A 6,695-nucleotide genomic window follows, 5' to 3' on the forward strand; every position below is an offset into this window, starting at 1 on the left:
TTTTAGATATGAGATAAGAGACGTGAGATATGATACATGAGAGCCGAGAAGCGGGAGACTAGATGTGAGAGCCAAGAACCGAGAATAGAGAACCGAGAATTGAAAGGTTCCACTTTACACTTATTACTTCACAACTTACTTTCTGCCTTTTTACTTCCTACTTCTAACTTCTAAACCTCCCCCTACCATTCCGGCAGTCCTCTTTGTGGTTTTTTGGTAGGTTTTTTCTTATTCTGTTGGATATATCGGAGTTCAGCTGCATTCATTGCTTCAAGGATTTGAGCAGCTTGTTCCGGAGAAAGATTCATTTCCTGAAGTTTTTCTTTGACCTTTTCCAAAGCTTTTTCTCTGTCGCTAAGGTCGCTTTCTATGTCACTTGCTTCTTCAGAATCCTTTTCTTCCTGAGATTTTTCTCCTTCTTTATCTTCTTTTTTCTGGGATTCGGATGCTTCATCCTCTTTAGTTTCTTCTTCCCCTTCACCGTCTTTCTTTTCTTCTGATTTCTGATCCTGCTTATCCTGTTCCTCTTGTTTTTCCTGATCTTCTTTATCCTGTTGGTCCTGCTGCTGCTGTTCTTGTTGCTCAGGATTTTTTTCTAACCACCTGCTTAGCAATTCATAATTGTACCTCGCGGATTCATTAGTTGGGTTATTGATCAGAGACATTTTGAATGCTTCGAGGGCCTCATCATATTTCTTTTCCCCACCTAGTATGACTCCGTTTTGGTTGTAAGCAAATGAAGCGATGTTTTTATCGGGGGATTGGTAAAGGCTTTGATAGGTGAGCCCCGCCTGTTCCAATTGTCCGCCGTAATGTTGACTCAGTGCAAGATCATAGGTGACATTGGGTGTTGTCAGGTTATATTCACTGACAAGTCTGAGGTGGTTGGTGATGGAGGCTTCATAGTCTGTTTCTTCATAGCTTTTTGTCGCAGCTTTGATGGCAGCATTTCTCTTTCCCACTTCATTCCAATTAGAAGTGATCATCAGAATCGATAAAAAGAAAACACGTATTGAAGTCATCATGTTTGTTACACGTTTTTACAATTTGATGGTTTTAAATGGCAACATCAGGTCAAGAAGCCCTAAGCCCAATGCAATTAACAGAAAATAAAAATACTTATTGGCGGAAGCTTCTACCATCCTGGACCCGGTTACAGTAGCTTCCTGTCTTTCCAAAGCAGAGATTAGGTTTGGTATTTCTTGTACATCATCACTGAGTTCAAAATAGGAGCCATTTGTTTGTGAAGCGATCAATTTGAGGTTGTCGGATTCCAATCGGCTGATGGCCGGTAGGTTGGTATTGGGATCTATGATTTTTCCACTTCCTTTGGGAATATTGCTTCCTTGACTTGTTCCGACTCCTAATGAAAATACTTTGATTCCCTTATCACTCAATTGTGAGGTGATGTCCTGAAAATCTTCCCCGAAATCTTCCCCGTCCGAGATCAGGATGATTGATTTTGAATTGGCTTCGGCAGATTCTTCCAAGTCAAATTTATTCAATGCCATATTCAAAGGAGCAGAGATGTCTGTACCTTGGTTTGGGACCAATCCTGTATTCAATCCGTCGAGATGGAGTTGAAGGACGTTTTGGTCGAAGGTCAGCGGACATTGGATAAATGCTTCCGAACTGAAGATGATCAATCCGATCCTGTCACCGGAAAAATTCTTGACCAGGTTTTTCAATTCAAATTTTATCCTTTGGATTCTGCTTGGGCCTATATCGGTGGCATTCATGGATTGGGAAAGATCTATCGCTATGAAGATGTCTTTTCCTTCCTCTTTGATTTCTTTCATGGAAGTGCCTATGGATGGCCCTGCCAAGGCGATCAAAAACAATATGAAATAAGAAAGCCTAAGCAGAAGTTTAAGAAAAAGCCTGTGTTTTTGGACAACAAGTTTTTTGTTGATCAAATAAAAACGGTATAAGTATACCAAATACAATAAGCCAAAAACTGCGGCCAATATATAAATCAATCTCGTGTCAGGGTATGCCCAAATCATGCCCTGAAATTATAAAATATTGATGAAAAGAAAAGGAAAAGAAATTAATGACATAAATTTCAACACCTAAAGGCCAAAATCCGTTATCCTTGAAAACCAAATTTTCTGCATGAAGTTTTTGACACTTACCTTTATTGTTTTTTTATTTTTGGGTAACCCATTACTTTATTCCCAAGAACAGTCGTTTATCTCAGGTACTGTTTATGAAGTTGAGGAAAATGCACCCTTGCCGGGTGCAAATATTTATTGGGAATCCGAACCGCAGAAAGGTGTCGTTTCTGATATCAATGGCAATTTTACCTTGCCAATCATCGCTCTACCTGCAAAAATTGTCGTTTCTTTTATCGGATATTCTCAATCTGTCAGAATACTGACTGCCAAAGATTTGGAAAAACCAGTAAAGTTTTACCTCAAACCTGAAGAGCTATCTCTTGAAGAGATCATTATCCGAGACGTCAATCCTGAGCAAAACGTCAAAGGAATAGAAATGGGGAAATCGGTAGTACCAATTGAGACGATCAAAAACATTCCGGCCTTATTTGGTGAAGTGGATATATTGAGAAGTTTACAACTTCTGCCAGGGGTGCAGACCGCGGGAGAAGGGACGACAGGCTTATTTGTTCGTGGAGGGTCTGCTGATCAAAACCTGATCAATCTGGATGGGGCCCCTGTTTATAATCCGTCTCACTTTTTTGGTTTTTTCTCTGTATTCAATCCCGATGCTTTGTCGGATATTGAATTTTACAAAGGAAATATTCCTGCAGAATTGGGAGGACGTGTATCTTCAGTGATTGATGTTTCGATGCGGGAAGGGAATTTTCAAAAAATCCGGGGTGAGGGTGGGATAGGAACTATCAGTTCGAGACTGACCATAGACGGACCGCTTTTTTCTGATCAATCTTCCTTTATTGTTTCTGGAAGAAGAACTTATGCAGACTTGTTTTTGAGGCTTTCCAACAATGAAAATATCCGAAATAACCAGCTGTATTTTTATGACCTCAGCGGAAAGTTTACTTTCAAACTTGGTGAAAAAGATAAAATCTCATTTTCCACTTACTATGGTTCGGACTTTTTGGGCCTTTCGGGGCAATTTGGGCTGGGATGGAATAATTTTATTTCTTCTTTCAATTGGAATAGAAATATCAGTGCTACCAAATTCTTTGACTTAAGCGCCTACCACAGCAGGTACCAATATCAGGTGCTTTTTGACGATCCACAGGATGGATTTAACTGGACCAATTCACTTTCTGAAAGCGGGGTAAATCTAGGTTGGACATGGTTGTTGGGGGATAACTCAGTGATTAAAGCCGGGTACCATGGGCAATTCTATCATTTTTCACCTATCAATTTGGAACTCGCCCCTGAATCTAACCTGACCGATATCAATACCAACCAAAAAAACGGTTTACTCAACAATCTCTATGTTTCGGGTACCACAGAATTTGGAAATAAATTACTCGTGGAGGCAGGAGTCAGGTTAAGCCATTATCAGGAAGTTGGCAAGGGAGTGCTATATCAATATGCGGATGGAATCCCCAGCCCCGAAGCAGAGGTGACAGATACCTTGACTTTTGGAAGGTTGGAAAGGATGAAGGTTTTTCAAAAGCTGGAACCAAGGATTTCTTTCAGGTACCTCCTTGCAGAAGATCTTTCTTTGAAAGCAGCATTTAACAGAAGCCATCAGTATGTCCAAGTAGCCTCAAACAGTTCTGCTGGTTTGCCAATAGACCGATGGGTTCCTTCTGGAACCTATATTGAACCCTTGAGAGGAGATCAGGTTTCGGTGGGATTGTTTAAAAACCTAGCCAATGGAACTTGGGAAGTATCGGTAGAAACCTATTACAAGGACTTTAGAAATGTCATCGACTTGAGGCAAGGAGCGAGTGTGTTGTTTACCGATAATGTCGAAACCGAATTGCTTTCTGGAGTGGGATATGCCTATGGTGCGGAGTTTTTGATCCGAAAAAATGTGGGTAAGACAACCGGTTGGCTTGGCTACACTTACTCCAGGACCTGGAGAAAAATCGAGGGCATCAGCAGTGACAATTGGTACAATCCCCGGTTTGACAGACCGCATGATGTAAATTTGGTTTTGAACCATGAGTTTTCGGATAGATGGAGTGCCGGGTTGACTTTTGTTTATACCTCAGGTCAGGCTGTTACTTTCCCTGTTGGCACCTATGTGGTAGATGCGCAAAGGGTTCCTGTATATGGAGATCAAAGAAATGCGGACAGGTTTCCGGATTATCATCGAGTAGATGCATCCATCACTTGGAGAAATCAGGATAAGGGCAGAAAATGGAGAGGAAGTTGGAATTTCAGTGTATACAATCTATACGGAAGAAAAAACCCATTTACATTCCAGTTTACGGATATTTATAATGATGATATCAATTTCGATCCGGAGGATGGAGGGGAGATTGTTTCCCAAAGACCGGGTGTGGTGATGACTTATCTTTTTACGTTTTTGCCTGCATTGACTTATAATTTCAAATTCTGATGAAATACCTAATCGTAATTTTTGCCTTGATTCTGTTTTCTTCCTGTCAGGAGGAAGTCGTTTTGGATTTGGATACCCTTGAACCGATCCCGGTCATAGAGGCAATCTGGACAGACAACAGTGCTATCAACCAAGTGAAGATCACCCTTTCTAAGGATTACTATCAGGAAGGGGATAATGAGGTCGTCGAAAATGCAGATGTGAGTATCCGCAACATAGATTCCGGTGGGGTAGTGATTTTCTTTTATTCTCCGGCAAACAAAAAATACCTTGCCCAGAATGGATTGAGGGGGATAGTTGGACAACGGTATGAATTGAGCGTAAGGATTGAAGACAAAGTATATCTTTCCAATGGGACCATTCTTCCTCCTCCTGTTTTGGACAGTGTCGTGGTTGAATTCAAAGATGAAAGACTTTTTAGGGACGAGGGATACTACCTGACAGTCTATGGTAAAATTCCATTTACCGAAAACAATAATTACAGAATCAGGATTGTAGAAAATGACACTTTGAAAAACAGCAGGTTTGACTATTTATTGTTTGATGATTCTTTTGGAACGGCCATATTGGATGATGGTTTTGAACTTTCAGGATTTCCATTCAAGGCAAATGATAAGATACGTCTTGAGCTTTTCCGTCTAAACCAAAGTGCTTTTGATTATCTAAACCAATTTGTGAGCCTTTTATTTAATGATGGCGGACTTTTTTCTCCTCCTCCACAAAATCCCCAATCCAACATCAGACAGGAAAATGGGGATGGACCAGTGCTGGGCTATTTTATGACAAGTCCTGTACTTATTGAAACTGTATTGATTCCTGATGATCAGCCTTGATTTTTAGCTTTTAGATTCAGTTAGGAGAATATTTTTACCTTTGTGGCTATGATAGATTTTGGATTGAAAGGAAAAGTGGTAGTCACCTGCAAGGATAGGTTTTCATCTTATCTTGAAAAAGAATTGATGGATTTGGGCTTTAAGCCGAAAAAAACCGAAAGAACAGCTATTGAATTGGAGGCCTCTCTGTCGGACTGTATTTTTTTGAACCTCCATTTGCGGACTGCAAGTCATGTTTTGTATGAAATCAGGTCCTTTTACCTTCATGATGCAGACGATATTTACAGAAGGATAAAGGCTTTGCCTTGGGAAGATTATATATCCGAATCCTCTTATTTTTCTGTCATTTCGCATGTAGATAACGGTAGTGTGGATAATCCGCTTTTTGTCAATGTAAGGATCAAAGATGCCATAGTAGACCGCTTCAGAGAAAAAACAGGAATCAGACCCGATTCCGGTTCGGCATTGGAAGGTGCTGTTTTTCAGCTTTTTTGGAAAGAAACCCAAGCCAATCTTTATATCAATACCTCAGGGGAAACTTTGGCAAAACATGGATACAGGAAAATTCCCGGAAAAGCACCCATGTTGGAAGCTTTGGCTTCAGCTACTATCCTTGCTACGGATTGGGACAAAAATAGTCCCTTTGTCAACCCGATGTGTGGATCGGGAACTTTGGCAATAGAAGCAGCGATGATGGCTACAAATAGGTTTCCTGGTTTGTTGAGAGACCATTATGCTTTTATGCATATCAAAGGTTATGATGAGGATTTTTATCAGTCAGAAAAAGAAAAACTCAAGGCAGAAATCATTGAAGTTCCCGGCCTAAAGATCATTGCAAGTGATATTAGTGAGCAGGCGATCCTTTTCAGCAAGGAAAATGCAAGTACCGCAGGAGTGGAGGATTTGATTGAATTTGAGGTTGGAGATTTTGAGGAAACGACAGTTCCTGAGTCTGATTCCGGCGTTGTGTTTTTTAACCCTGAATATGGCGAAAGACTGGGAGAGGAAGAAGACCTTGGATTAACTTATAAAAGAATGGGGGATTTTATGAAGCAAAGATGCCCTGGTTATACTGGATTTATTTTTACTGGTAATGTTGCGCTTGGCAAAAAAGTTGGCCTTCGGGCTGCCAGAAGAATTGAATTCTATAATGGAACAATAGATTGTCGGCTTTTAAAATTTGAATTGTATAAAGGGACGAGAGAGAAAGTTGATTAGTTATCATTTCCCAGACCACAGAGGTTGATTCACGGCATCAGGCTATATTTTAAATAGATATGTCTGGTGAGGAGCAAAAATGTATAAAAACAAAAAAGATCTAATGGTCAAAAATAGTTGGTAAAACACCTTCTAACA

5 protein-coding genes are annotated in these 6,695 nt (G+C 40.3%); 3 read left to right on the top strand and 2 right to left on the bottom strand.

Annotated elements, in window-relative coordinates; all coding sequences use genetic code 11:
• Positions 1–182: 182 nt before the first annotated feature.
• Together NU887_RS07730 and NU887_RS07735 are read right to left on the bottom strand one after the other, a co-directional pair.
• Positions 183–1,025, bottom strand: a complete 843-nt coding sequence (locus NU887_RS07730; RefSeq protein WP_258422798.1) for a hypothetical protein — start codon at positions 1,023–1,025, stop codon at positions 183–185.
• Between the two features lie 15 nt (positions 1,026–1,040).
• The gene (locus NU887_RS07735; protein ID WP_258422799.1) at positions 1,041–2,006 is read right to left on the bottom strand and encodes a vWA domain-containing protein; all 966 of its coding nucleotides are present in this window, start codon (positions 2,004–2,006) and stop codon (positions 1,041–1,043) included.
• A gap of 109 nt (positions 2,007–2,115) precedes the next feature.
• On the opposite strand from NU887_RS07735, the gene NU887_RS07740 reads away from it, so the two are divergent.
• The 3 genes from NU887_RS07740 to NU887_RS07750 are packed head-to-tail and all read left to right on the top strand — an operon-like array spanning position 2,116 to position 6,557.
• Entirely contained in the window at positions 2,116–4,506 is a 2,391-nt protein-coding gene (locus NU887_RS07740; RefSeq protein WP_258422800.1) for a TonB-dependent receptor, read from the top strand.
• Complete coding sequence (locus tag NU887_RS07745) at positions 4,506–5,339, top strand: DUF4249 family protein (RefSeq protein ID WP_258422801.1); 834 nt, start codon at positions 4,506–4,508, stop codon at positions 5,337–5,339. The genes NU887_RS07740 and NU887_RS07745 overlap by 1 nt, the downstream gene beginning before the upstream one ends.
• Positions 5,340–5,387: 48 nt before the next feature.
• Positions 5,388–6,557: a THUMP domain-containing class I SAM-dependent RNA methyltransferase gene (locus NU887_RS07750; RefSeq protein ID WP_258422802.1), complete on the top strand. Its 1,170-nt coding sequence runs from the start codon at positions 5,388–5,390 to the stop codon at positions 6,555–6,557.
• Positions 6,558–6,695 lie beyond the last annotated feature (138 nt).

The organism is Aquiflexum gelatinilyticum (assembly GCF_024741135.1).
GTDB classification, from domain to species: Bacteria; Bacteroidota; Bacteroidia; order Cytophagales; family Cyclobacteriaceae; genus Cognataquiflexum; species Cognataquiflexum gelatinilyticum.